The organism is Ruegeria sp. CDSC079, assembly GCF_059610505.1.
This window is the reverse complement of the sequence record NZ_JBXWNT010000005.1, coordinates 114906-138997: the sequence shown is the minus strand read 5'-3', so window position 1 is coordinate 138997 and position 24092 is coordinate 114906. Positions and strand designations below refer to the sequence as shown.

Genomic DNA, 24092 nt, shown 5'->3' with positions numbered 1-24092 from the left:
TATCACTATGGGCAACACAGTCCGACTGACCGCAGCGCAAGCTTTGGTGCGCTATCTGGGCGCGCAGATGAACGAAGCTGGCGAGCCCTTTATCGCCGGTGTCTGGGCCATTTTTGGCCATGGCAATGTGGCCGGGCTGGGCGAGGCGCTGCACGGCGCGAAAGACAGCCTGCCAACCTATCGCGGGCAAAATGAACAGACAATGGCACATTGCGCGATTGCCTACGCCAAGCAGACGCGGCGGACGCGGGCGATGGCGGTGACCTCATCCATTGGACCAGGGGCCACCAATATGGTCACCGCGGCGGCGTTGGCGCATGTGAATAGGTTGCCGGTTCTGATTATCCCCGGCGATGTGTTTGCCACCCGCGGGCCTGACCCTGTGTTGCAACAGATCGAAAGCTTTGGTGATGGTACGGTTAGTGCCAATGACTGTTTTCGCCCGGTCAGCCGGTACTATGATCGCATCTCGCGGCCTGAACATCTGTTGACGGCCTTGCCCCGCGCCTTTCGCACCATGACCGACCCGGCCGATTGCGGGCCTGTGACGTTGGCCTTTTGCCAGGATGTTCAGGCTGAAGCCTATGACTATCCCGAGAGTTTCTTCGAGCCGAGGGTCTGGTATCAGCGCCGCATTCGCCCGGATGAGGCGGAGTTGGCCCGTGCGGTGGCTGCGATCAGATCAGCCAAACGTCCCGTTATCGTTTCCGGAGGTGGCGTGCATTACTCCGGAGCGACGGATGTGCTGCAGAGCTTTGTGGAATCCCACAATATCCCGATCACCGAGACGCAAGCCGGGAAATCGGCGCTGGCTTGGGATCATCCGTTGAACCTTGGCCCGGTTGGTGTAACCGGTGGTGAACCGGCCAACGCCACCTGCGCCGAGGCCGATCTGGTGCTTGCTGTTGGGACGCGGTTGCAGGACTTTACCACCGGGTCCTGGGGGCTGTTTTCCAATCCGAACCGCGAGATGATCTGCCTGAACACAGCCGCCTATGACGCCGAAAAACACGGCGCAATGCCGCTGCAAAGCGATGCGCGTGTCGGGTTAGAGGAACTTGGCGAAGCCTTGCACGGCTACCGGGCCGACCCGGTGGCGGAAACGCTGAAGGCAGATTGGTTTGGCAAGGTGGATGCACTGACCGACGCGCCCGGTGACGGAAACGCGTTGCCTACGGATATGCAGGTGGTGGGTTCGGTGCAACGCGCCTCGGACAATAACACGGTAGTCATGTGCGCCGCGGGCACGATGCCGGGTGAGCTGCACAAGCTGTGGAAAGCGCCCCGCCCCGGTGCCTATCACATGGAATACGGGTTCAGTTGCATGGGCTATGAGATCGCCGGAGCAATGGGGATCAAGATGGCCCAGCCCGATCGTGACGTCATCTGCTTTACCGGTGACGGTACCTATATGATGGCGAATTCCGAAATGGCGACGGCGGCGATGATGGGGGTCTCTTTCACAGTGGTGATCACCGACAATCGGGGCTTTGGCTGCATCAACCGTCTGCAAATGGGCACTGGCGGGGCCGAGTTTAACAATTTGCTGGATCACGCGGTGCACGAAACGCCCTCGGCCATAGACTTCGCTGCGCACGCGGCGGCGATGGGGGCGACTTCGGTCAAGGTGGGCTCGATCGTTGAGCTGGAGCAGGCATTGGCCAAACGTGGCGAAGTCACCGGCCCCTATGTGGTCGTCATAGACACCGATCCGTACCCGTCGACCGAATATGGCGGCACCTGGTGGGAAGTGGCCGTGCCCGAAGTCAGCATCCGCCCGGAAGTGAATGAAAAGCGCGCAGCCTATGAGGTTGCCATCAAGGAAAGAAACACGAAATGAGCGTGAAGATCGGCATCTCTCCGATTGCATGGCAGAATGATGATCTGCCGGACCTGACCGCGGCTTACACGATGGAACAGGCCCTGAAAGAGGCGCGCGAGATCGGCTATACCGGCGTCGAACGCGGTCAGCGGATGCCCGGCGATACCGAAGGTCTGCGCGCCTATCTCGACACCAATGATATCGTCCTGTGTGGCGGTTGGTGTTCTGGGGCTTCTCTGGTTAACGATTTTGCCACCGAGCGCGAGGCCGTGCGCGCGCAGGTCGAACAATTCGTAGCGCTCAACAGCCCGTGCATCGTCTATGCCGAATGTTCGAACACCGTGCAGGGGCAGATCGGGGTCGCGGTTAATGACCGGGTGAAACTGTCCCGAGATGAGGTGTTGGCCTATGCCGCCAAAATCACCGAGCTGGCCAAATGGATGGCTGATCAGGGCATGCCGATGGCCTATCACCACCACATGGGCACGATTATCGAAAGCGAAGAGGATGTGAACTGGTTGATGGAAGGGTCGGGCCCCGAGGTCGGCTTGTGCTTTGATACCGGCCACTTGCTGTTTGGTGGCGGCAACGTGATGGCGACCCTCAATCGGTGGGGCGACCGGGTGCATCACGTCCATTTCAAGGATATCCGTCCGGCGGTCGTACAGGATGTGCGCGAAAACAACCGCAGCTTCCTGGATGCTGTCGTCGCGGGCGCGTTCACCGTGCCTGGCGATGGTTGCATTGATTTTCAGGCCGTGACGAATGCGCTGAAATCCATGGGCTATGACGGCTGGATCGTGGTCGAGGCCGAGCAAGACCCCGCCAAGGCCCCGCCCTATGAGTATTCTAAGATGGGTTACGACCACATTGTCGATGTCTGCGCTCAGGCAAGATTGGAGATCACCAGCTAACAAACCGCCCCGAGGGGCAACACCAAGGCCATGAAAAAGGAGAAAATCATGGTAAGTCAAAGAATTGGATATGTCGGGTATTTTGACCGGGAATCCTGTGATCTGGACGAATTCAAGGTGTTGACCTCTCGGAAACTGACCTCGGACATGGTTCCGCAGGCCGCGATGATCGAAAAGAACGTCCCCGTCTATGACATGAATGCCCTGCGTCCCGCGCTGGAAGATACAGGGCAACGGCGCGCTTTGATGGCGGAATGGGGCCATGTGCTGAACCAAACCGCCGGGGTGATCGCGCTGAAAGGGGCCTATCAGGATCTGTCGGTGATCGACCGGGCGACCGAGGTTTTTCGGCAGATCATCGACGAGGAACGCCAAAGCGGCGAAGGCGAGGGTGATCATTTTGCCGCCTCAGGGGCGAATGACCGGATATGGAATGCGTTGCAAAAGCACTGCCTGCGCGATCCGGAAGGTTTCTCAAGATACTTCGGCAACGCTGCTGTTGCCACCGCCTGCGAGGCATGGCTGGGGCCGAACTATCAGCTCACCGCTCAGGTCAATCAGGTCCGCCCCGGTGGCAAGGCGCAGCAGGCGCATCGGGACTACCATCTAGGCTTTCAGACCGCTGAAAGCGCTGCCCGGTACCCTGTGCATGCACATCTGCTGACGGCGGCGCTGACCTTGCAGGGGGCAGTGGCACATTGTGACATGCCGGTGGAAAGCGGGCCCACCAAACTGTTGCCGTTTTCACAGCTATATCCAGCCGGATATATTGGCTTTCACGACCCCGCGCACAGGGACCACTTTGAGAAGAGCTATGTTCAGGTGCCGTTGAACAAAGGCGACGCGGTATTCTTCAACCCCGCGCTGTTCCACTCGGCCGGCGAGAACCGCAGCACGGATATCGACCGTATGGCGAACTTGTTGCAGATCTCATCCGCTTTTGGTCGTGCGATGGAGGCCATCGACCGCCGGTCCATGGCGCTGGCCGTACTGCCGTCACTGGTGGCCTTGAAGCGAAGCGGCGAGCTGACTGGGTCCGAGCTGGACGCGGCCATCGCGGCGACTGCCGAAGGCTATCCGTTTCCGACAAATCTGGACACAGATCCCCCGATTGGCGGTAATGCTCCGGAAAGCCAGGCGGATATCTTGCGGCGTGCGGTCGCCGAAGAATGGACGCCAGAGCAACTGACCTCGGCACTTTCGGCTTTGAAAACCCGACAATCCGCCTGACGTTACGAACCGGGCCAGCGCGCCCAGAAAGGAGGCCCCATGGCCAACCTGCTCAGGAAACCACGCGGCCCCTATGGCAAGGTGCATGACATCACCCCTGCCTCTGCGGGATGGCGTTATGTCGGGTTCGGTCTTTACCACCTACGCGCAGGCGACAGGGCGACCGAAGAAACCGGTGACAATGAGGTCATACTGGTCATGGTCGAGGGCAAGGCGCATATCACCGGGGCCGGGCAGGATTGGGGTGTGCTGGGTGACCGCATGGATGTCTTTGAAAAGACGCCGCCGCATTGTCTGTACCTGCCCAACGGAACCGATTGGCAGGCCGTGGCGGAAACCGATTGTGTTGTGGCCGTGTGTTCGGGCCCCGGCACAGGTGGCCACCCGGCGCGACGGGTCGGGCCGGGTGGCATCACACTGACCGAACGCGGGAAGGGTGTGAATACCCGCTATATCAACAATATCGCGATGGAGGCCGAAGACGTCGCTGACAGCCTGCTGGTGACCGAGGTCTTCACGCCCAACGGCCACTGGTCCTCCTACCCCAGCCATCGCCATGATGAGGATGACTTTCCTCGCATCACCTATCTGGAAGAGACCTATTACCACCGTCTGAACCCCGCGAACGGCTTCGGCATTCAAAGAGTCTATACCGATGATGGCGATCTGGACGAGGCTATGGCTGTGTCGGATGGCGATGTCGTGCTTGTGCCTCGGGGGCATCATCCCTGTGGCGCACCATATGGGTTTGAGATGTACTACCTGAACGTCATGGCCGGCCCATTGCGGAAATGGCGCTTTGTAGCCGCCCCCGAAGTAGAATGGATCATGGAGCGCGACGCATGAGCACGAGTTTCGCCAATTACCCGGGTCTTGCGGGAAAAACAGTCTTTATCACCGGCGGGGCCGGGGGGATCGGCGCCGAAACGGTTCGCGCCTTCGCCGCCCAGGGGGCCAGGGTCGGGTTTGTGGATCTGAACGCAGATGCGGGCCAAGCGCTGCTGGCGGAGCTGGACGGGCAGCATGCCTTTGCCCAATGCGATTTGCGCGACATAGATGCGCTGCAAGAGGCATTCGGGCGGCTGGTCGCCGCGCTGGGCGAAGCGGATATTCTGGTTAACAACGCCGCACATGACGAACGCCACGACTGGCGCGAAGTGACGCCGGGATATTGGGATGACCGAATGGCCACCAATATCCGCCATATGTTCTTTGCCATCCAATCGGTTGCCCCAGGCATGATTGCCAAGGGCAAGGGGGCCATCATCAATCTGGGATCGAATTCCTGGTGGGAATGCGGCGCAGGATTCCCGGCCTATGCCACCGCCAAATCAGCCGTCCACGGCTTGACCCGTACCATGGCGCGCGAGTTGGGCGACCATCGCATCCGGGTGAACACGGTGGTTCCGGGCTGGATCATGACAGACAGGCAAAAAGAGCTATGGGTGACGCCCGAAGCGCTGGCCAAGCAACTGGATCGCCAATGCCTGCCGGACCCGATTGACCCGGTCTTTGTGGCGCGCATGGTCCTGTTTCTGGCCTCGGACGACGCGGCCATGTGCAGCGCGGGGAACTTCATGGTCGAAGGCGGCTCGATCTGAGGGGATGCCGCTTGGCGATGCGCTCCCGGCAGATTGGTAACATGACGCCCTAACGCTGGGGCGGGGCGCCGAATGCTCGGATCACGGTGCGGGCGGCTGCCTCGACCGGGTTGTGGGTTTCCTTCAGGATGGTGACGCGGTCGAACCTGTCGGGGTCGCGGTTGACGGCCTCTCGCATCGCCGTGCCAAAGGCCATGCGCAGTTCGGTCCCGATATTGAACTTGCAGATCGAGGTCTCGCGCGCCAGCTTCATACGCTGCTCTACCGGCACACCGGACCCGCCATGAATGACCAAAGGCACTTCGGTCACGGCATCGATTTCGGCGATACGCGCCTCATCCAGGCCACCTTCTTTGTTTTGCTGCAAGTGAACATTGCCAACCGAAATCGCCATCGCGTCGACGCCGCTTTCGCGTGCAAACTTCGCGGCTTCCTCGGGGTCGGTACCATTTGAGCCTTCGCCACCGGAATACCCCACAAAGCCGATCTCTCCCTCGCATGAAATCCCTGCCGCATGGGCCATTTCGGCAATGGCCGCGGTCTCATCGATGTTTTGCTGCAATGGCTTACGCGACCCGTCGAACATCAGCGAGGTAAAGCCGCTGTCCAACGCGATTTTGCAGTCCTCGAAGGTGTACCCATGGTCCAGGTGGGCGACGACGGGGACAGAGGCGTTTTCGGCCAGATAGCGGAACATCTTGCCCAGAACGGGCAGGGGGGTGTGCTCGCGGCAACTGGGTCCGGCCTGCAGAATCAGAGGCGCGTTTTCGGCTTCGGCTGCGGCCACATAGGCGCGCATATCCTCCCATCCTAACGTGACCAGGCCGCCCACGGCATAGCCTTGTTCATAAGCCGGTTGCAGAACGTCTTTCAGTGTGGCGAGGGTCATTTGAATTTTGCAATCATGTCTTTGATGCCCGGTATGGTTTCGATCTGATAGGCATGGGTGGGCTGGAAATACTGGACCAGCGAGCGTTGGGTCAGGCCGCCGAGGATCGTGAAATAGTACATCTCATACCCCGGCAGGACGCAGCAGGGGTGATAACCCTTGTCGATACAGACGGTCGATCCGTCCATGATATGATAGGCGTCGCCCGGTTCGTTATCCTCGCGCTGCAGCATCTGCAGGCCCGAGCCCCAGTTGGGTTTGAAACGGAAATTATAGGTCTCGTCATGGCGGGTTTCATCCGGCAACCGGTTGGTATCGTGTTTGTGGCTGGGAAACCCCGACCATCCCCCCTGACCCACGGTGAACAGCTCACTCACCAGCAGACGGCCCACCTTGTCATGCTGTTTCTGGCCCAGGATGTGCTTGATCTTGCGGTGGGTTTTGGTGTCGTCGCTGCCGTATTGCACCAGATCGTGCTGGCGGACATCGAACGGGTCCAGCACCTTGTCGTATCTGGCGCCCGCGATGAAGACTTCGGTGTGGTCCGAGGCGCAGACGATCTGCACCTTGGCCCCAACGGGTGCATAAACGCCCTCTGGCTCTCCATCCCAGACATCCTCTCCTCGGTTGCCCAGCATGGCAAATTGCACGCCTTCGACATCCACATCGACCGTACCTGTGGCCGGGACGATGCAGGTCTCATACCCCGGCACTTGATATTCGAACGCCTCGCCCTGTTTCAGTTTGACGATGTTGAAATAGTTCAGGGGCACCATTGGGTCATCGGCATCCACGATGGGTTTGTTCTGGTTCTCATAGGGGGCGATATGCATTGGGATCTCCTATGCCGTGGGGCCGGGATGGGTGGCCAGAAACGTGTCCAGCTGTTCGGTGGTCGGCATAGCGGGCGCGCAGCCGGGTTGAGACACGACGATCGAGGCGCAGGCCGAACCGCGCATCACCGCGTCCTTCAGCGAGTACCCCGCTGCAACCGAGGCCAGTAACCCGGCCATGAAACTGTCACCTGCGCCATTCGGCTTGACGGCAGTCACCGGATAGATGCCTGTCTGAAATTCCTGCCCGTCCATCAGCGTGATGGCGCCTTTTTCACCCATTTTATAGATCACCACGCGGCCTGGTTTGGCCGCCAGTTCCTGCGCCTTGGCAAACCCTTTGTTTATCCCGCCCGCCATGAAACCGAATTCTTCGTCATTGCCTACGATCAGATCACTGGCGTCACCGGCGCGGGACAGGACCTCGGACGCGACTTCGGGTGAGGGCCAACTGTAAGGGCGATAGTCTATGTCAAATATTACGGGCACACCGGCCTTGCGGGCCGTGTCGATGGCCCGGAATGTGGCGCTGCGCGAAGGCTCGGCCGCAAAGACGGTTCCGGCCGAGATCACAGCCGAGAAGGCGCTGAAATCGACCCGGTCCATATCCTCTTCGGTGACTTGGAAATCGACTGCGCCATTGCGGTAGATGACATTCTGGAAATCTTCTGTCCGGCTTTCGTAGATTGCCAGCGACATGCGGTATTCGCCCCTTACAACCCGTATGTTGGACGTATCGACGCCGTAATGCGCCAGCCGGTTCAGGCAGAACCGCGCGACCGCGTCGTCAGATACCGAGGTGATCAGCGACGCTTGACTGCCCAGCTTGACCAGACCCACACATATATTTGCCGATGAACCGCCCAGATCGGCCCGGAACGCGTCGGCATCCTCACTTTTCTCGCCGATGGGATCGGCAAACAGGTCCATGCCCGCACGACCCAAGACGCCAAAGCGGTTTCCTTTGATACCGTCCATCAAAGCGGTCACGTCATTTCCTCCGGCGAAAAGGGTCGGCAAGGTGTGTTGATCCTTGCGTTGAATCGATTCACACGATACTGATTTTGCAACCGGTTGCAAATGATATGTGCGAGGCCGCGGCAGATGCCTGAAATTGGAATTGGAATTGTTGGCGGCGGCTATATGGGCAAGGCCCACTCCGTCGCGATGTCAGCGGTAGGTGCGGTGTTCGACACCGCGCTGCGCCCGCGGCTTGAGGTGATCTGTGCCTCGACATCTGCAAGCGCGGAAGTCTATCGCGCCGCCTACGGGTTCCAGCGCGCCACCGATGACTGGCGCATGCTGGTCGAGGATCCAAAGGTCGAGGCCATTGTGATCGCCTCACCTCAGTCGACACACCGTCAAATCGCTGAGGCGGCGTTTGCCCTTGGTAAACCTGTGCTGTGCGAAAAACCCTTGGGGGCGTCCTTGGACGACAGCCGCGCGATGGTGTCGGCAGCCGAGGCCACAGGTGCAATCAACATGGTCGGGTTCAACTATATCCGTACGCCCGCTAGCCAATATGCGCGTCAGCTTATTGCTGAAGGGGAAATCGGTCAGGTCACATGGTTCCGTGGCGAACATACCGAGGATTTCTATGCCGACCCCGAGGCCCCGGCAACCTGGCGCACAACGGGAATGGCCAATGGAACCATCGGCGATCTTGCTCCGCATATGGTGAATGGTGCGTTGGCGCTGATCGGGCCGATCACTCAGGTTATGGCCGATGTGGAGACGGTGCACCGGCATCGCCCCGGCGGCGAAGTTACCAATGATGATCACGCGCAGATGATGTGCCGTTTTGAAAGCGGGGTCATGGGCAACCTCTATTTCAGCCGTGTCGCAACGGGTCGCAAGATGGGCTACGCCTATGAAGTCTCGGGTACCAAAGGTGCGATCCGGTTCGATCAGGAGGACCAGAATGCCTTGTGGCTGTATCGCCGCGAAGGTCCCGAAGCTGCACGCGGTTTTACCAAGATCCTGACAGGCCCTGCGCACCCGGATTACGAACCTTTTTGCCAGGGTCCGGGGCACGGCACAGGATATCAGGATCAGATCATTATCGAGGCCAAGGATTTCCTGCAGGCCATCCATTCTGGGCAGAATATCTGGCCCACCTTCCGCGATGGGCACGAGGTGAACCGCGTTCTGGCGGCTGCATTGGCATCGTCAGACGGGCGGCAATGGACAGATATCAGCGATTTCTGAAAGCTCACCACCCAATTTCCAAAGAGAGACTAAGACCATGACTAAGCTGAAATGGGGCATGATCGGTGGCGGTGAAGGCAGCCAGATTGGCCCTGCGCACCGCCTTGGCGCACAGGCCGATGGGCTGTTTGAGTTCGCTGCCGGAGCGTTGGACCACCGCCCCGACGTGGGACGTGAATATGCACAGCGTTTGGGCGTTGCAACTGATCGCGCCTATGGCAACTGGCAAGAGATGCTAGCCGGTGAAAAAGACCGTAGCGACCGCATCGATCTGGTTACCATCGCGACACCGAACTCGACCCATTTTGAAATTGCCAAGGCCTATCTCGAGGCGGGTTTTAACGTTCTGTGCGAAAAGCCGATGACGATGACCGTGGACGAAGGCGAAGAGATCGTGCGCATCGCCGAAGCATCGGGCAAGCTATGCGCCGTGAATTATTGCTATTCGGCTTATCCGATGGTGCGCCAGGCACGTGCAATGGTGAGGGTCGGGGATATCGGCAAGGTGCGTCTGGTCGTGACGAATTTCAGCCACGGCCACCACGGGGATGCCACTGACGCCGACAATCCACGCGTGCGCTGGCGGTATGATCCGGCGATGGCCGGTGTCTCGGGGCAGTTCGCGGATTGCGGTATACACGCGCTGCATATGGCCAGCTTCATTTGCGATGATGAGGTCACGTCGCTGTCCGCCGACATGGCCTCGACCATCTCAAGCCGCGTGCTGGAGGATGATGCCATGGTCAACTTCCGGACAGAGCGTGGCACCGTCGGGCGCTTGTGGACTTCGTCCGTTGCGATCGGGCGCCAACATGGGTTCGACATTCAGGTCTTCGGTGAAACCGGCGGTCTGCGCTGGACCTCGGAACAGCCCAACCAGTTGCTCTATACACCGGTCGGCGGCCGCACACAGATCATTGAAAAGGGCGAAGGTGGCTTGTACGAGGACGCCCAGCGCCTGTCGCGGGTGGCCATCGCACATCCTGAAGGGTTTCCCTTGGCTGTGGCCAACATCTATTGCGATCTGGCCGATGCCATTCGTGGCGAAACCCGCGACGGGTTGCCAGGCGCAGCGGATGGGGTGCGGTCTATCGCAGCGGTCCATGCTGCCGTTGCGTCGGGCAATGAAGACGGAGCCTGGAAGGATGCGCGCCCCCCTATGTTCCGCTGACTAGGCGCGGGGGCGCAGTGTGCCCCTTTCGACTACGCGGCAGGGGAAAATGCGGGCCTCGGGATAACGCTCGGGGTCTTTCAGCATTTCTTCCACCAGATCCACAGACGAGGTGATGATTTGCTTGATCGGTTGGTGGATGGTTGTCAGATTTACGCTTTCCCAACGCGACATCTCCATGTCATTCAGGCCGATGATCCCGATATCCTTGCCCGGTTTAAGCCCGTGATCCGACAGGGCGGACAGCGCCCCGACGGACAGAATGTCATCGCCGCAGAAATAGCTTTCGGCTGGTTGACCCTTTAGCAGATCCAGCATTTCCGCGCGCCCCGCCTCAAATGAATAGGCCCCGGCGAAAGAGTATGTGACCTCAAGACCAGGGTGCTTTTCGGCCTCTTCCATAAAGCCCTGATAGCGATCCATGGCCGAGGTCGCATCCTTTGGCCCGCCCAGATATCCAACACGCCGATAGCCCCGCGCCTGCAGCTCGCGGGCTGCCATGCGACCACATTCGACATTGTCGATCCCGACGACATGTACCTCTGGTGAGGTCGCCGAGCGCCCGAACGTATGCACAACCGGAACACCGGCATCGTGAAACGCCTTGGCGAAACTTGGCGGCAGGGTCGAAGAGGCCACGATGGCAGCGTCAACAGAATACTGGCGCAGCATCCGAACGGAATTGGCAGGCTCGGTCTCATCGGTCAGGTTCACGATCAACGGGCGCAAACCGCGTTCCTGCAAGGCGCGCGTGAATTGATCGAAGACTTCAAGGAAAATCGGGTTGTGAAAGTTGTTCGAGATCAACCCAATCAGTTTTGTCCGCCCTGTGGTCAGGGACGAGGCCAGGGCGTTTGGGCTGTAACCCAGTTCCGCCGCGGCCTTTTCCACCTTGCTTCGGGTTTTTGCCGAAACCGAGGCACCCTCGGTAAAGGTGCGCGACACGGCAGAGCGCGACACCCCGGCCAGAGCTGCGACGTCTTTTAGGGTGACGCTCATGTTTCGTACCTGCAGAAGAAAGGTGGGATGACAGACATTTTCATGTCGTGATACTAAGCCAGTTAGTCTGGTGGCTGCAATCGGTTGCAAATGATTGCTCGTTTGACGCGGGGCCCGGTTTATTGACCCCGAGCAGCTTCTCACCAATCGATTCTTTCTGACGGGAGATCAGGTAAATCTGCCGCCGCGCACCGTAAATCGGTCCGCGATTTGACACATTTCCGCCCAAAATGATCGAAAATTCGCCCTAAGCGGGAATTTCTTTTCGTTTGTGGGGAGGTTTCGGCACCGCCTCATCAGTAACGATTTAGTTAACGGGGGTGTGTTCCTCGTGTCAGTGCGGGATTTCGCACTTTGGTAAAACAGTCTGGAGTTCAAGTAATGTTGAATGGAATTCGCAAAGTATTTCTGAAGCTACGCAAAGACGAGAGTGGCGCCACCCTGGTTGAATATGGCATCGCGCTGTTTGTTGCGATTGTCGTCGGCGGGACAATTCTGACCAATTTGGCTGGCACGACCAGCAGCAACTTTAGTGATGCAAACTCGGCAGCCCAGCGGACAACGCCTTAAGCTGCGCGCCAATTTCCCAAGTGAAAAAAACCTGACTTCCCATTCGCAAGCGTGGGGCGTCAGTTTCCTACCAGACCACCTTTGATTTGCATAAGCGGTCTGTTTGGCCATTCAGGCCCAATTAAGTAATTATCCTGAGTTTTCCCGGGAATTGGAGGATACCATGCGTATTAAATCATTTTTGATGACTTTCCTGGGAATAGGTTTGGCGGGTGGCGCAGTCATTCTGGCACAGGATCAGATCCGACGGAATCAGTCAGCGGGTGAACCAACCATAGTTCGTGTTGTGGCCGTGGCCGAAGATATCGCGTTCGGAACGCCGATCGAAGGGCACAAGCTGACGACCATTGATTGGCCTACTGCATCTGTGCCTGCAGGTGTTTTTACAAGCTTTGATGATGTCCTGCCTGCCGCCGGCATAGAACCTCGCCGGGCCAAGCGCGCTTTGGCGCAGGGTGAAATTCTTTTGACCTCGAAAGTTTCCGATTTTGGTGAAAAAGTGACAATCGTTCAGACGATTGGCGAGAATAACCGCGCGATGGCGATCAATGTCGACGCGCAGACAGGGGTAGGCGGATTTGTAACGCCTGGCGACTTTGTCGACATTGTTCTGACCCGCGGCACCAATGATACACTGCGTGCAGTGACGATCCTGCAGAATATCCGGGTCATCGGCGTGGACCAAACCGCGGATGAAGAGCTTGACCAACCGGGCATTGCCCGCACGGTTACGATCGAGGTCACCCCGGATGAAGGTCAGAAGTTGGCTCTGGCGCAGAAGGCCGGGCAGCTCAGCCTGTCTCTGCGGTCTCTGCAAACAGAAGAGGATAAGCCGCTGGAAGCGGTTCGCCTCAGCGACATCCTTCTTGAAAAATCACCGCTAGAAGAGGGCACGCCCAGGCCGATTGTGAAAGTTCGCCGTGGGGCAACCGACGTTCAGGAAATTCAGGTCTTTGGGAACACCAGTGCAACAACTGAGCCGGTGAACTGAGGTCAGGTTGGTCTTTCGAGGGAGGTTGATATGACTTCGCTACGCAAAATCAGGGACAAAGAAGACGGCACAATTCTGGTTTTTGTCGGCATGTTCATGGTCGTCATGATCGGAATGGCTGCACTGACTTTTGATCTGGGGCGTATCGCCTCTACCCAAACTGACCTGCAAGCCTATACCGACCACGTGGCGCTTGCCGCCGCAGGAGAGCTGGATGGCAATGCTGACGCCATTACACGTGCAACAGCTGCGGCATCCGGCATGATCGACGACGAACAGTTTTTCGCGGATGGCAGCCAAAGCCTTGGAACTTCGGCGGATTTTTCGCTTCGCTTTCTGACCGGATTGCCGACTCCGGCGGCAGACCCAGACGATAACGACTCGGTTACGCCCTTTGTGACGACAGACCCGGCGCGTGCCGTCTTGGTCGAGGTGACCGCGACACCACGGACTGTTTTCCTGCCTTTTGGCCGATCGCTGGCCAGCTTGCTGGGTGTCGCCAGCCCGTCCGGAGAGGTGAATTCAGTCTCGATCGCTGGGTATTCAGCATATGCCTGTGACGTAACGCCGTTGATGTTCTGCATCCCGTCGGGCTGGACCTCCAGCGCCAATATCGGCGCTTCCATCAAATTGCGTACTGGCGGCAACAACTCGGCCTGGGGGCCGGGGAATTTCGGATTTCTGGATCCAACGGATATCGGGATCAATCCAAACGGGCCATGCGCCGGTCTGACCGGCTCAAAGCTGTATATCTGCCTCATTGCTGCGAATGGGAACCTGACTAAATGCGTGTCTCAGCGCGGTGTCGACACCGAACCCGGTCAGCGTAACGGGATTGGCAGCGCGATCTACAATTCGCGGTTCGATATGTTCCAGGCGACCATGAACCAACTGAAGAACGATCCAGACTATGCGCCGGGTCCAAATGTGATTTCAGGCTGGGACCATTCTGGCGGGGGCTGTGTGAAAAACAACCCGGACCTGTCGACCAATACTATTCCAATGCCGCCGGATGATTGCTTTGACCCGGTGAGTGGTCTTTGCAATGGCAGCCGTTTTGGCAATGGCAACTGGACGTCAGGGCAAGCGGCTTACAATCTTATGAATTATGGAGTTGGACCGGACGGTACGCTGACACCGCATGCGCAGGGCGCACCGACAGGAAACACCCGGTATCAGGTATATCTGGATGAGGTCAGCCGGGCCGGGTCGGGCGATATCGTCACCGGACGGGACGAGACCGGCCGCGCCCAATGTTCAGGCCAACCCAGCACCGATCCCGAGCGGCGTACGTTCATCGCCGCAGCGATTGACTGCACCGCGAATCCGGTTTCCGGGCGGGCCACCGATGTGCCGGTGAAGGAATTCGTAAAAGTCTTTCTGTTTCAGCCACTTGAAGAATCCACAGGTTCGGATTTCGACATCTTCGTCGAGGTGGTCAAACAGGTTGGCGGCGGAGTTGGTGGCAGTGCCGTTGATGGCATTTTCCGCGATGTCGTGAGGCTGTACCGATGAAGCCGCTGGGTCGCTTCCTGTCACGCTTTCAGCGCTGCGAGTCTGGCGCGCCGATGGTCGAGTTCGCCATGGTTCTGCCGGTTATCTTGCTGTTCTTTGTTGTGATCATCGAGGGCAGCCGGATCACCTGGATACATCAGGCGACATCTGCCGGCGTACGGGATGCGTCACGCATGATCGCGCGCATCGCACCGCTGGATCTATGCAGCGCGGGCGGCGTTGCAAGCTATGATGCAATGGCCACAGATATTGTCGCCAACCGACTGGGCGGTGGGGCGCATTTGCCGGTCGGAACAACGCTGGTGGATGTAACCCCGACCTGCATATCGCGGTCTGGCAGCTATCGTATTGACCCGACCTCAGTGGTCGAAGTGACTGCGAAAATCCAGATTGATTTTATCCTGGGCAATGTTCTGGGCCTGTTCGGCGGGGCTGTTAGCACGCTTGACACGGTGATTTCGGATCAGAGCCGGGTGTTCGGCGTATGACCCGGTTGTCGCATATCCTGCGGACCTTCCGAAGTCAGGAGCGTGGCGCTGCCCTAGTCGAATTGGGGATGGTCATTCCACTGTTCCTGTTGCTGATGTTCGGCATTGTGGATTATGGCCGGTTGTTCTGGTCGACTACCATGGCGCAGAAGGCGATGCAAAAAGCATCCAGGCTGGCAACTCTTGGGCCTCCGCTTTGCGGTGCGTTGCCGACCGAGCACACGCTGGCAAGCGGCGCTCCTACAAGTACGAAATTTGGGGTGCTCTGCCGCAGTGGCAATGTCTGTGCCGTGCCTGCCCTGCCTGCGCCTTGCCCGTTGAATACCGCGACGGATTACGGCGCACGTGTCTGGAATGATATCCGCATGTTGCTGCCACCGGGAACGACTGCCGCCAACGTACAGATCGGATATTCGCATGACGCGCGCCTTGGATTTTTAGGGGGGCCATATACGCCGGTCGTTACCGCCGAACTTGTTAACGTAAACTTTAACTTCATGATGCCAATCGCCGGTCTGGCCGCTCTTGCGTCGAACGGCACAACACCTGCGTCAAATACCCCCAACAGTATTTCTCTTCCCGCGATGAGCACATCGGTTCCCGCCGAAGATCTGGCGGCCGGGGCGAGTGAGTAAGGAGAAACATAATGAGTGCCAAGCAGATTTCAGTATTGTTGATTTCACCGGACGAGCAGATTTACTCGGCCATCGAAGGCTCGTTACGGGGGCAGGCGAACTGCCGGTTCACCGGTCGTCAGGACACCGTTGCGGGGGTAAACGGCTCTGCGATCTCGCTGACTGCAGAGCATGATGTTGTTCTGTTCGATGTGGATGAGAATTCCGGGGACCTACTGCAAACCGCACGGAAAATCTGTGATGCCCGTATGCCAAATGCGATCATCATTGCGTTGGCCCACGAGGATCTGCCCTTGGAAAAGGCGCGCCAGCTGAAAAAGCTTGGTGTCGACGACGTTCTTCCGAGAAAGTGGATCGACGAGGAAATTGTGCCGCAGGTGGACGCAATCCGGGCCCGCCGTCAGGCGCAGTTGCCGGCCGTGTGGGGCGGTCAGGCAACCCTGGGCAAAGTGATCGCCGTGGCCAAATCCCGTGGTGGGGTTGGATCGTCTATCGTCGCTGCCAATCTGGCCAACGAGCTACAGGCCAAGGAAGGGTTCTTCAAGAAGAAAGCCGCCAACGAAGTCGCGGTTGTCGATTTGGATTTTCAGTTCGGATCTATTGCCGCTCTGATGGATGTTGAGGAAAGTGACGCCATGTGGCGGATGGCGATGGATGAGAGCATTCCCGATGGCGCCTTTCTGGAACAGGCCATGACCAAGTCCCCCTGTGGGGTTGATGTTCTGGCTGCACCGTCGCGCTTTGGTCCTCTCAGTGCCATTAATGAAGAACAGATCTCGGCCATTTTGGACAGCCTCAAGCGCAGCCATGATTATGTGATTATTGATCTGCCGAGAGCTCTGGTCGAGTGGATTACGCCGGTTTTGTCCCAAGCCGACCGGCTGCTTTTGGTAACGGATGTCGCGGTGCCTTCGATCCGGTCAGCGCGGAAATTGATGGATTTCTATCACGCCGAAAACCCGGCCTTGGAAATTCAGCTGGTTGCGAGCCTGGAAAAGAAACCCCTGATCCCGGCCGCGCATCACCGCGCAGCGGCAAAGTTGTTGGAACAGGATTTCGCCCACTGGGTTCCCAAGGATGAGCGAACCGTTCGTGAATGCGTGGACCGGGGCGTACCTCTGCAAGAGGTCTCAAATCGGGCGCCTCTGACACGGGCCATCCGCCGTATCGCGCAGGAAACCACAGTTTCTCTGCCGCCACGCGTGGGCAAACAGTAAATCGAAGTCCGAAGATGTGAAGATCAGTTAAGTAAAAGGTAAAGCAGAATGTTTCGTGAATTTGACAGAACGGGTCGCACAACATCCCAATCCCCAAAAGTTGTGCCGTTGGACACGAAACAGCCGAACGGAAATGTTGCTGATATCGAGGTCAAGAACGCCGAACGCCGTGCCATGGAGCGCGAGCGCGAGATGGACCGTATCGACCTCAAGGCCAGGATGCACAACTCGTTGCTTGATAAGCTGAATCTGGCTGTGATCGACAAGGTCGAAGAAGACACATTGCGGGGCGAAATCGGCAAACACGCAACTGATCTGTTGCGGTCCGAGGGCCGGGCCATGCGGTCCGAGGAAATCAAGCTTTTGGTCGAAGAACTGATGCACGAGGTGCTTGGGCTTGGGCCACTGGAGCCTTTGCTGGCCGACCCTTCGATCAACGATATTCTGGTGAACGGTCACAAGCAGATTTTCGTCGAACGTTCAGGTATTCTGGAAAAAACTTCGGCGCGTTTTCGGGATGAACGCCATTTGCTGCGGATCATCGACAAGATTGTCAGCCGTGTTGGCCGTCGTATCGATGAACGCCAGCCTTGGGTGGATGCGCGGCTTGAGGATGGCAGCCGTGTAAACGCGATCATTCGGCCCTGCGCGCTGGACGGGCCGGCCTTGTCGATCCGTAAATTCGCCCGCGTACCGCTGACGATGGAGCGGTTGGTTAAGAACGATGCATTGAATGACAGTGCCGCGGCGTTGTTGCGCGGTCTGGTCGAGGCAAAGATGAATGTCCTGATTTCCGGAGGAACCGGATCAGGTAAAACGACGATGCTGAATGCCTTGTCTTCCTATATCGGCGGCAACGAACGGGTCGTGACCATCGAAGACGCTGCTGAACTGCAACTGCAGCAGGAACATGTTCTCCGCATGGAGACCCGCCCAGCCGGTTTGGACGGGACCGGCGCTGTGGCCCAGCGTGATCTTGTCCGCAACGCGCTGCGGATGCGCCCTGACCGTATTGTGGTCGGCGAGGTGCGCGGATCAGAGGCCTTCGACATGCTGCAGGCGATGAATACCGGCCATGACGGTTCGATGACGACCGTTCATGCCAACAGTCCACGCGATGCGCTGTCTCGGGTCGAACAGATGGTACAGATGGGCGGGATGGAGCTGCCGCATTCGGCGATCCGGGCCACCATCGCTTCGGCCATCCACTTTGTGCTTCAGTTGAACCGACTGTCAGACGGGACGCGCCGGGTTACTTCGATCTCGGAAGTGACTGGAATGGAAGGCGATATCATCACCATGCAGGACATCTTTGTCTTCAAGCGCGAAGGCAAGGATGAAAACGGCAAGGTTCTGGGCCGGTTCATGCCCACGGGAATTCGACCAAAATCCAGTGATGCACTGGCGGCTGCCGGGGTCGACCTGTCCACCGTCAAGTTCAACTAAGGAGGTCTGGGATGTTCGAGAAAATCAGGTCATATCTGGCCAATTTGAACATCAACAACCTGATCGGCCCGGAAATGGAAGTTGCCGGGTTCGATGTCAGGTTTGTTCTTGCACTTGCGGTTTTCCTGGGTGCGCTGATTGCTTTTGAAGGGCTGCGTCAGTTTATGCGGCGTGGCGAAAACCGCGAAGAGGCGATCAACCGCCGAATTCAGATGCTGTCCGAGGGGAAGTCGGGTGAGGATGTCCTCAGCCTGTTGAAACCGCAGGAAGCCAAGCCACTGTTGCGGAGTTTCCCGCTAGTGGGGGATTTGCCTCTGGCGTTGAAGGTTTCAGGCCTGAACATGGTTCCCGAAATGTTTTTGGCCGGTTGTGGCGCAGCCTTTCTGATCTCGGCCATTGGTGGGTCTATGGTGGCTGATCCGTTGAAAGTGGTCCCCACCTGCGCCCTTGTTTTCCTGATTGCGCCACTGGTTGCGTTGGGGGTGACGTTGCGCAAGCGCAAGGCGGCGTTGATCAAGCAGTTGCCCGATGCGCTGGACCTGATGTCCCGTGGATTGAAGGTGGGGCACCCACTGAACACAACCTTACAAAGTGTCGCCGAAGAAATGCCTGACCCGATTGGAACCGAGTTTGGGCTGGTCGTTGATCAGGTCTCTTATGGCGAAGAACTGACAACTGCGATCAAAAGCATGGCTGACCGCATCGATGAAGAAGATATCCAATATCTAGCTGTTGCACTGATGATGCAGCACGGCACAGGTGGCGACCTGGCCGGCATCCTGCGCACACTGGCTCGCGTGATCCGAGCGCGCATGTCATTGCGTCGCAAGGTCAAGGCCATCTCGGCCGAAGGCCGCATGACAGCGTATATCCTGTCATCCATTCCCGTTGGCATTGCCGTGTTCATGACCATCATGACGCCGACATATTATGGCGATGTCGCGGACTCTCCGGCCTTTGTGCCAGTTATGAGCGTTATCGCCGTGACCATCGTCCTGAACGCGATTGTGATGTTCAAGCTTGTGAATTTCCGGATTTGAAGAGGCGTATTCGATGGAGTATTTGAGTTCGATTTTTGATAGCGAATTATCAACGCAGATCCTGGTTCTAGGCTGTGTGCTGATAGGTGCGGTCGTAGCGTTTCTTGGTATCTCGTCCTCGCTTAGCGAACGGTCCACAGCCGCAGAGCGCATGGTGTCAAGCCGACCACGTCAGGCTTTGTCACGGGCAGTTCCTGAAAAAGTCGAGGGCGAAGCGCCGACAGGTTTGAGTGCGGCCCTGATACCCAGCGATGCCAGTGTACGTTTCGAAGTTGGGCAAGTGTTGGCGCGTTCCGGATTTCGCAGCAAAAACGCAATCGTGAATTTCTATCTTATCCGTTTGGGGCTGGCGACGTTCCTGCCGCTGGCCTTCCTCTTCCTGATGTCCTGGCAACCGGCAAACAACTTGGGTGCGCGGATCGCGGAATATACGTCCAGCCTGAACGCGTTCGAGATTATCCGGAATGTCGGCGTATTGTGCGGAATCGGGTATCTCATACCGCAGTTATGGATGGGCGCCCGGATCAAAGAGCGCAAGCGCCTGATGGAAAATGCGTTTCCGAACATGCTGGATCTACTTCAGATCGGTATCGAGGCTGGCCTCGGTTTTGATCAGGCCTTGCTGAAAGTGGCGGTTGAAATGCAGCTTGTCGCGCCGGAAATGTCCGAAGAGATGCTGATTGCGCTTTCCGAGATTCAGGCAGGGCGCGACCGAGATACCGCGCTGATGCGTATGGCGCGTCGAACAGGTATCGAGGAAATGAGCTCATTCGTAAGCGTTGTGCTGCAATCGACCCGGTTTGGCGTTCCCCTGGCTGCGGCTTTGAACACCTATGCCGAAGAAATGCGTGAACTGCGCGAGGTGCGGGCACAGGAAAAGGCCAACAAGTTGCCTGTCCAAATGTCGGCGGTTATGGCCAGTTTTATGCTGCCTGCAATCGCTGGGCTGATCCTGGCCCCGATCGTGATCCGTTATATGGATGCGTTTGGCCCCTAAGACGCTGACATGGTCAGAACCAAAGCGCAGTAGCCGACCAGATTGCAAGGATCACCCCGGATGATCCGATAGCAATTCCAAGAGGAAATTCGCGCGACTGGGCGGTCGACTTGATATGCGGGGAAGTTTGTCGGGCGAGACGCCGAAACAGCGACATTCCGATCAGCCCCGCTGCCATGCAGCCTGCCAGTATTAGCAGATAGGTCGATACGACCGGGACCGGAATTGCGGCAAATACGATTGGCAATATCTTGGCGTCGCCACCGCCCAGCCAACCCGCTGCAAACAGGCCGAAACAAATCGCAAAACACGCTGCGGCCACAAGAAGGCGCAGCAGCAGTTGGTTCCAATCCGGAAACGGCGCGGTCACAAGCACGACTGCACCGCCCAGCAGGCAGTACAGGTTAGGGATGCGCATTTGGGTGAAATCCGTCCAGGCGATCATTACGAACAGCGGTGTGAATACCCACAATGTCAGCCAGGACTGCCAGTCCAGTTCAGGCATCAGGCACGTGCCTGGCCAGGTTTCCCAAAAAGGGCCTCGCGCTCTTCTACCGATACCAAGCGCCGGGCCAGCATGTGGAAGGTGTCCAGCGCCGTTTTTGAATAGATATGCTTGAGATGCGTGCGAACTGTCGCTGGTCCGATCTCAAGTTCGGCACCAATGGACTGAGGCGACAACCCGCGTGAAACAAGAACGCAAACACGCCATTCGGCACGGGTCAGGCCCGTTGGGTTCTCGGTGCTGAGAATAGGTGCTTCACTGTATGATTTTCTGAGTGCGGTGACTGATTGCCGAGACAATGATTCAGTGATCAGTCCGGCTCGGCGGGCCTGATAGGTCTCGGATAGTTGCGGAGCCACCTGTTCAATAGCTTCGCGGTAACCGGGTTCGGAACTCTGCCCGAAATGAAGTTCCAGAAAGTCGATTTCGCCGCCGTTATGGTCCAGGCATATGAACAGAATGTCATCCAGCTTGCGGTGCGACATCCAATCTAACAAAACTGCGGAGATATCACTGGGGTCTGCCCCGTCATCTCGCAGACTAAACACCGAGGCGCGTTTTGGTTTGTTCCGAAACGGGCCGAGGGCGTCGTTGGCGAAAGAATGAAACAACGGTCTTTGGAATTTTGGATCCCGTGTGTCAGCCCGTGCGGCAACACGATGGGCCCCTTTGTTCAGCCACACACGGCTGATGACAGCACAATCGGCGCCAAATGCTTTGACGATACCTTCAAGCGCGGCATCAAGAACGACGCCTGCCTGGCTCCAATGAATGAAATTAATGATGGCTCTGGCATGAAGCGCGTTTGGCAACCACGCAGCGCTCTGAGCATTCCCCCGGACCATAGATAACAACCTGTACTCGAACAAACATAAACGCGCATTTGCAATATAAGAGTGCGCAACCTCCTACCGATTCTTTACATTCCTATAGTTCTATATAATCGTCTAAAACTCATCTAAAAAATCATTAACCTAATTATGTACGATCAATTCGTCGCGTTTCAGTAAACAAACTGCACAAAATTCGCGGACTATTTCTTTGACCTATTCGCGGAATACGGGGCGAAGCGTAGTGGTTTATGCCTTTTTTGTAAGGTTATTGCGCTTGTTTGGTCGTCGGTTGGTCGGGCGGTTGCCTGTATTCACCGATGCAGCCGTGGAGGGATTAACCGTTTTTCAATTTGTCACAATTCTTGATTTGCACGATGCTTCGGGTTTGAGAATCCAGGTTCAAACGGCTTGATCTGCAGGGGAAGTCAGCTCGTCCCGGTGACCATCTGAGCTGTATCATGCGGCCCGGGCTCTCCTTTAGATTTAGCAACAACTTCTTGCTTGCCGAGCAGAGCGGCACTGCCTGCATGGCGATCACCCGCATGTTTTCAAATAATACCTTTTAATTTCAATTCTTAAGAAGCATAAGATGTTTAAGAATTTACAAAAATCCGTACCTAGGTGTTCATTTGTTTACATAACATAGCTGCTTTTTGAATAGGTTATTGAGAAATTTTCAGAACCCCCGCCATACTCGCGGTGCGTAAACCTGCGCAATCGTTTGCTGGAAGAGGAGCCAACAGACGTAAAACAGGGAACTGGGAGGAATGAATGACTAATAAATCTGTCACACGCCGCGGCGTGCTGAAGTCTGGTGCTGTTGCCGGTACCGGTCTGGCCCTACCTACGATTTTTACCGCATCGTCGGCTGCTGCATATACTAACGAACCTTCTGGGTCGTCTGTCACATTGGGTTTCAATGTTCCGCAGACCGGGCCTTATGCAGAAGAGGGTAATGATGAACTGCTGGCACAGCAGCTTGCAGTCGAGCATCTGAACGGTGAGGGCGATGGCGGTTGCCTGAACACCTTTACGTCCAAGGCCCTGAAAGGGAACGGGATTCTTGGTAAAAAGGTCGGGTTCGTAACCGGCGACACCCAGACCAAATCGGACGCCGCACGCGCATCGGCCAAGTCGATGATCGAAAAAGACGGTGCGATCATGATCAACGGCGGCTCGTCCTCGGGCGTGGCTGTCGCAGTTCAGGGTCTGTGTCAGGAAGCGGGCGTGATCTTCATGGCTGGCCTGACCCATGCCAACGACACGACCGGTAAGGACAAGAAGGCGAACGGTTTCCGCCATTTCTTCAATGCTTACATGTCGGGCGCTGCTCTGGCGCCGGTTCTTGCTGCCGAAATGGGCAGTGAACGCCGGGCCTATCATCTGACCGCTGACTACAACTGGGGCTGGACTCAGGAAGAGTCGATTGTGGCCTCGACCGAAGCCCTGGGATGGGAAACAGTCAACACGGTCAAAACACCGCTCGCGTCGACGGACTTCTCGTCCTATATCGCGCCGGTTCTGAACTCGGGCGCGGATGTGCTGGTTCTAAACCACTATGGCGGTAACATGGTGAACTCGCTGACCAATGCGATTCAGTTCGGCCTGCTCGACAAGGTGGCCAACGGCAAAGACTTTAAGATTGTCGTGCCGCTGTATTCCGAATTGATGGCTGCTGGTGCTGGCGAGAACATCAAGGGCGTGCTGGGTTCGATGAACTGGAACTGGCAGCTGCAAGACGAAGGCACTAAGGCCTTTGTGAAATCCTTTGGTGAGAAATACGGCAAGCCGCCGTCCAATTCGGCTCAGACCTGCTATGCGCAGGTTCTGCTCTATGCGGATGCGTGTGAACGGGCGGGTACCTTCAACCCCTGTGGTGTCGCCGAAGCGCTGGAAGATTTCGAGTTCGACGGTCTGGGCAACGGACCGACATGGTATCGTGGCGCGGATCATCAGTGCTTCAAGGATGTGCTGGTGGTGCGGGGCAACGAGAACCCGACCAACGCCTATGACACGCTGGAGATCGTCGAGATCACCCCACGCGCGCAGGTCGAATACGATCCCGAGCACCCGATGTTTGCCGGTGGCGAACTGGGTAAATGCAATCCGGGCGCGTAACACAAGCGCGAGAATTTTCGACGAAAATTCTCTGACCTAGAAAACGGGCTCTCCCGCCTATGGGGGAGTC

At 57.4% G+C, this 24092-nt stretch carries 23 protein-coding genes; 17 read left to right on the top strand and 6 right to left on the bottom strand.

Annotated features, from left to right (window positions below; translation table 11 throughout):
• Positions 1-7 precede the first annotated feature (7 nt).
• Genes iolD through AC2FIC_RS10885 form a run of 5 tightly spaced genes read left to right on the top strand, consistent with a single transcriptional unit; the run spans position 8 to position 5567 of the window.
• Positions 8-1840, top strand: coding sequence for a 3D-(3,5/4)-trihydroxycyclohexane-1,2-dione acylhydrolase (decyclizing) (iolD, locus tag AC2FIC_RS10905; RefSeq protein WP_496691891.1), 1833 nt, complete (start codon positions 8-10; stop codon positions 1838-1840).
• On the top strand, positions 1837-2736 hold the full coding sequence (gene iolE / locus AC2FIC_RS10900) for a myo-inosose-2 dehydratase (protein WP_496691725.1): 900 nt from the start codon (positions 1837-1839) through the stop codon (positions 2734-2736). Before iolD ends, iolE begins: the two co-directional genes overlap by 4 nt.
• Positions 2737-2784: 48 nt before the next feature.
• A complete protein-coding gene (locus AC2FIC_RS10895; RefSeq protein WP_496691724.1) occupies positions 2785-3966 on the top strand; it encodes a phytanoyl-CoA dioxygenase family protein in 1182 nt (393 codons plus the stop codon).
• A 39-nt stretch (positions 3967-4005) separates the two neighbouring features.
• On the top strand, positions 4006-4812 hold the full coding sequence (gene iolB / locus AC2FIC_RS10890; RefSeq protein WP_496691723.1) for a 5-deoxy-glucuronate isomerase: 807 nt from the start codon (positions 4006-4008) through the stop codon (positions 4810-4812).
• Positions 4809-5567 carry an SDR family NAD(P)-dependent oxidoreductase gene (locus AC2FIC_RS10885; RefSeq protein ID WP_496691722.1) on the top strand — a complete coding sequence of 253 codons (759 nt, stop codon included), beginning with the start codon at positions 4809-4811 and terminating at the stop codon, positions 5565-5567. The genes iolB and AC2FIC_RS10885 overlap by 4 nt, the downstream gene beginning before the upstream one ends.
• A 49-nt stretch (positions 5568-5616) precedes the next feature.
• On the opposite strand, the gene AC2FIC_RS10880 is transcribed toward AC2FIC_RS10885, so the two are convergent.
• Genes AC2FIC_RS10880 through iolC form a run of 3 tightly spaced genes read right to left on the bottom strand, consistent with a single transcriptional unit; the run spans position 5617 to position 8267 of the window.
• A complete protein-coding gene (locus AC2FIC_RS10880; RefSeq protein ID WP_496691721.1) occupies positions 5617-6456 on the bottom strand; it encodes a class II fructose-bisphosphate aldolase in 840 nt (279 codons plus the stop codon).
• Entirely contained in the window at positions 6453-7289 is an 837-nt protein-coding gene (locus AC2FIC_RS10875) for a 5-deoxy-glucuronate isomerase (protein ID WP_142635722.1), read from the bottom strand. The genes AC2FIC_RS10880 and AC2FIC_RS10875 overlap by 4 nt, the downstream gene beginning before the upstream one ends.
• A gap of 9 nt (positions 7290-7298) precedes the next feature.
• The gene (gene iolC / locus AC2FIC_RS10870; RefSeq protein WP_496691890.1) at positions 7299-8267 is read right to left on the bottom strand and encodes a 5-dehydro-2-deoxygluconokinase; all 969 of its coding nucleotides are present in this window, start codon (positions 8265-8267) and stop codon (positions 7299-7301) included.
• A 126-nt stretch (positions 8268-8393) separates the two neighbouring features.
• Between iolC and AC2FIC_RS10865 the strand changes: the two genes are divergently transcribed.
• Both AC2FIC_RS10865 and AC2FIC_RS10860 read left to right on the top strand, forming a co-directional pair.
• Positions 8394-9497 (top strand): Gfo/Idh/MocA family protein, encoded by a 1104-nt coding sequence (locus AC2FIC_RS10865; RefSeq protein WP_271948259.1) that lies wholly within the window; start codon positions 8394-8396, stop codon positions 9495-9497.
• A gap of 37 nt (positions 9498-9534) precedes the next feature.
• On the top strand, positions 9535-10668 hold the full coding sequence (locus AC2FIC_RS10860) for a Gfo/Idh/MocA family protein (protein WP_271948257.1): 1134 nt from the start codon (positions 9535-9537) through the stop codon (positions 10666-10668).
• Here the strand turns inward: AC2FIC_RS10860 and AC2FIC_RS10855 are convergent, their stop codons facing one another.
• The gene (locus AC2FIC_RS10855; protein WP_281972472.1) at positions 10669-11667 is read right to left on the bottom strand and encodes a LacI family DNA-binding transcriptional regulator; all 999 of its coding nucleotides are present in this window, start codon (positions 11665-11667) and stop codon (positions 10669-10671) included.
• A gap of 381 nt (positions 11668-12048) precedes the next feature.
• On the opposite strand from AC2FIC_RS10855, the gene AC2FIC_RS10850 reads away from it, so the two are divergent.
• From AC2FIC_RS10850 to AC2FIC_RS10810, 9 genes are all read left to right on the top strand, one after another.
• Complete coding sequence (locus AC2FIC_RS10850; RefSeq protein WP_281972471.1) at positions 12049-12237, top strand: Flp family type IVb pilin; 189 nt, start codon at positions 12049-12051, stop codon at positions 12235-12237.
• 163 nt (positions 12238-12400) lie between these two features.
• Positions 12401-13228 (top strand): Flp pilus assembly protein CpaB, encoded by an 828-nt coding sequence (gene cpaB, locus AC2FIC_RS10845; protein ID WP_142635731.1) that lies wholly within the window; start codon positions 12401-12403, stop codon positions 13226-13228.
• A 30-nt stretch (positions 13229-13258) separates the two neighbouring features.
• Positions 13259-14743 (top strand): pilus assembly protein TadG-related protein, encoded by a 1485-nt coding sequence (locus AC2FIC_RS10840; protein WP_496870164.1) that lies wholly within the window; start codon positions 13259-13261, stop codon positions 14741-14743.
• Positions 14740-15231: a TadE/TadG family type IV pilus assembly protein gene (locus AC2FIC_RS10835; protein WP_271948250.1), complete on the top strand. Its 492-nt coding sequence runs from the start codon at positions 14740-14742 to the stop codon at positions 15229-15231. The genes AC2FIC_RS10840 and AC2FIC_RS10835 overlap by 4 nt, the downstream gene beginning before the upstream one ends.
• Positions 15228-15866: a TadE/TadG family type IV pilus assembly protein gene (locus tag AC2FIC_RS10830; protein WP_496706319.1), complete on the top strand. Its 639-nt coding sequence runs from the start codon at positions 15228-15230 to the stop codon at positions 15864-15866. Before AC2FIC_RS10835 ends, AC2FIC_RS10830 begins: the two co-directional genes overlap by 4 nt.
• A gap of 11 nt (positions 15867-15877) precedes the next feature.
• Positions 15878-17083 carry a CpaE/TadZ family protein gene (locus AC2FIC_RS10825; protein WP_496691718.1) on the top strand — a complete coding sequence of 402 codons (1206 nt, stop codon included), beginning with the start codon at positions 15878-15880 and terminating at the stop codon, positions 17081-17083.
• A gap of 48 nt (positions 17084-17131) precedes the next feature.
• On the top strand, positions 17132-18529 hold the full coding sequence (locus AC2FIC_RS10820) for a TadA family conjugal transfer-associated ATPase (RefSeq protein ID WP_496691717.1): 1398 nt from the start codon (positions 17132-17134) through the stop codon (positions 18527-18529).
• Between the two features lie 11 nt (positions 18530-18540).
• On the top strand, positions 18541-19569 hold the full coding sequence (locus AC2FIC_RS10815; protein ID WP_142635743.1) for a type II secretion system F family protein: 1029 nt from the start codon (positions 18541-18543) through the stop codon (positions 19567-19569).
• Positions 19570-19582: 13 nt separating this feature from the next.
• Positions 19583-20566 (top strand): type II secretion system F family protein, encoded by a 984-nt coding sequence (locus tag AC2FIC_RS10810; protein WP_142635745.1) that lies wholly within the window; start codon positions 19583-19585, stop codon positions 20564-20566.
• 13 nt (positions 20567-20579) lie between these two features.
• On the opposite strand, the gene AC2FIC_RS10805 is transcribed toward AC2FIC_RS10810, so the two are convergent.
• Together AC2FIC_RS10805 and AC2FIC_RS10800 are read right to left on the bottom strand one after the other, a co-directional pair.
• A complete protein-coding gene (locus AC2FIC_RS10805) occupies positions 20580-21071 on the bottom strand; it encodes an A24 family peptidase (RefSeq protein WP_142635747.1) in 492 nt (163 codons plus the stop codon).
• Entirely contained in the window at positions 21071-21556 is a 486-nt protein-coding gene (locus AC2FIC_RS10800; RefSeq protein WP_496691716.1) for a helix-turn-helix transcriptional regulator, read from the bottom strand. The genes AC2FIC_RS10805 and AC2FIC_RS10800 overlap by 1 nt, the downstream gene beginning before the upstream one ends.
• Positions 21557-22675: 1119 nt before the next feature.
• On the opposite strand from AC2FIC_RS10800, the gene AC2FIC_RS10795 reads away from it, so the two are divergent.
• A complete protein-coding gene (locus tag AC2FIC_RS10795) occupies positions 22676-24022 on the top strand; it encodes a substrate-binding protein (RefSeq protein ID WP_142635750.1) in 1347 nt (448 codons plus the stop codon).
• The last annotated feature ends 70 nt before the right edge of the window (positions 24023-24092 follow it).